Origin of the sequence: Okeania sp. SIO2B9, assembly GCF_010672505.1 — a bacterium.
Lineage (GTDB): Bacteria > Cyanobacteriota > Cyanobacteriia > Cyanobacteriales > Microcoleaceae > Okeania > Okeania hirsuta.
Map to the genome: position 1 here is coordinate 1 of NZ_JAAHGK010001085.1, position 2,666 is coordinate 2,666.

Below are 2,666 nucleotides of genomic sequence, written 5' to 3' on the forward strand. Positions count from 1 at the left end.
TCGATACACTTTAGATACTAATTTATTCAAATCAAATTCAGAGGCATATTGAATGTGATTTGAATAAATTAGTATCTAAAGTGTATCGTAAAACCCAAAATATTCGCAATTTGCAAGACTTAAAAAGTTTGAGAATGAATCATAAATATATTCTCGATAAAGCTTTACATAATAAGATTTTTTTAGATGAAAAATTGTTAACTTCGGAAAATTTATATAGTATATTTCTCATCAGAGATCCAGAGAGAACAATAGCTAGTATTCTCGACCTCAAGCCACACTGGAGTGAAGAAAAAGTATTAACTTATTATTTAAATCGCTTATCAACTTTAGAAAGATATGCAAAGTTAATCAATAGCAAAGAACGTACTTTGATGATTTCCTACGATCAACTACTGAATCAGACGGACTTAGTTTTTGATGCTTTAAAAAAAGTCCTTAGAACACAATCAGAATTTTCGGAGGAATACAAAGTAACGAATAAAACAGGAAGACCTGGAATAGGTGATTCTAAAGAGAATATCAAAGCAGGTCGTATTGTCAGAAACCCTAGAAAATTAGAACAAAAAATAACTCCGACATCAATGGCAGAAGGGATTAAGCAGTATGAAAATTGTGCTTTAACACTTTCTGAGTATTGTAAATTCGTGAAAAATCCCAACTAATACCGTTTCACCCCCTTTGGGAGGAAGTCAAAAGTCATGCATTAAGATTTTATAGAGTTTGAAACTATTTGTAAAATTATTTTTTCAAATTGGTATAACCTGTTCAAAACATTAGTAAAAAAATCATGGGAATACTTGTTGAAAAAGAGCGAAAAAATAAGATTTAACTTACATTCCGCACTTCAAAACCTAGTATATAAAGATAAGTAGTCAGGTAAGAAAGCTGTCAAATTGGCGACGTACAGTCAGGAGAGAGTAGTAGTCGCCAATAACTCAAAATAAATTCATTATTTATACTTAATATTTTCTTGATAATTTGACTCTTACCGAAAAATTGTGGGTATGCGCCTCCCCTTTTAAGGGGATAATAAGCGGTCGTTTGCGCAGCATTCCGTAGGATGGGATGGCGAGGTCTCCTCGCCATATCCAATCGACTCCTGTGAAAAAAAATTTTCATGAATTTGTCAATCCTCTTCTTTTCAAGGAGAGGTAATTATTCATTATTCATTATTCATTATTAATTGTTGAAAAAGGCCAATAAAGATAATTTACGCGATATAAATACTTAGAGAATCGCTAGTTTTTGTCCTTTGTGCTACTTTTTATTTGACAAATTGACTTGCGGAATGTGGGATTTAAAAATATGATGCTTTTTCCACCACCTGTTGTGAGTAGGATAATAATTGTTGCAGCTTTGATTTTCTTTCTGTGTAGTAGTTTACGCCACGCATTGTTCTATTCTACTGGTTTTGACTTAGGTATTTATGACCAAGTTGTATATTTGATTAGTCAAGGAGAATCTCCCATTTCTTCTTTTTTGGGGTATCACCATCTGGGGAATCATGCTGCTTGGGCAGTTTATCCTCTGGGATTATTGTATCTGATTTATCCTAATGTACACTGGCTACTTTTAGTACAAGCTATATGTTTGGCCTTGGGAGCGTGGCCTACTTGGTGTTTGGCCAAACAGGCAAGTTTAAATCAAGGACAAGCAGTAGCGATCGCTTTTTCTTATCTCTTTTACCCAGTAGTTTTTAATATTAATTTATTTGATTTTCACCCAGAAGTTATGGCATTACCTGCTATTTTAGTTGCTATTTTAGCTGCTAGACTGCAACGTATTTTCTGGTTTTGTCTGGCAATTATTTGGGTGTTAGGTTGCAAGGCAGTTTTATCATTAACTGTAGTTTTTATGGGTGTTTGGTTACTAACTTTTGAAAGGCGGAAGTTTTGTGGTTTAGTTGCTCTTTGTTTAGGTATTTTTTGGTTTGTGGTTGTCACTCAAGGAATTATTCCTTTTTTCAGTGGTGGAGAAGTAGCTGGAGTAGGGCGTTATAGTTATCTGGGAGATTCTGTTGTGGGAATTATGATTAATATTTTGCTACAACCAGGAGTAGTGTTAGGGAAGATATTATCTTTTGAGACTATCAAATATATTTGTCTGTTATTGTTACCTGTAACTTGGGGAATATTTCCTCTACTTCAGACAAATCAGACTATTTTGCCTCATCTTATCCCTCTCATTCCAACTATTCCCACAATTGTGTTGAATGTGTTGTCTGAAGTATCATTTCAAAGAAGTTTAAATTATCAATATTCCTTGCCAGCGATCGCTTTTTTATTATTAGCAGTAATTTCTTGTTTAGCAGCAGCTTCAAAAGCTGAAGAAAATGATATTTCATTAAATTTATCTGGGAAAAGAGAGTTAGAAATTCCTAAGTTTAATCTGAGATTATCAGTACCAAATTTTCAAGCTCCTAAAATGATTATTTTGTGGTCTGTTTTAATGTTTTTATTGCTAGGGAATGTAGCAGATTTATTTTTATATTGGCAGAGTTTGGATACTTGGCAAGCCACAAGGAATGCAATTACTTATGTCAAAACTGAAGGAGGGGTACTTACAGATAATAGATTAGCACCCCATTTTACTCATCGTTCAACAGTAAAATTATTAAATCAAACAAAGCCAGATAATTTAGATGAATTTGATTATGTAGTTCT

2 protein-coding genes are annotated in these 2,666 nt (G+C 33.3%); both read left to right on the forward strand.

Going from position 1 to position 2,666, the window contains the following annotated elements; genetic code table 11:
• Positions 1 to 80: 80 nt before the first annotated feature.
• Entirely contained in the window at positions 81 to 665 is a 585-nt protein-coding gene (locus tag F6K13_RS27535; RefSeq protein WP_287289069.1) for a hypothetical protein, read from the forward strand.
• A gap of 643 nt (positions 666 to 1,308) precedes the next feature.
• Positions 1,309 to 2,666 (forward strand): DUF2079 domain-containing protein (locus F6K13_RS27540; RefSeq protein ID WP_287289071.1); only part of this gene is annotated, 1,358 nt, incomplete at its 3' end.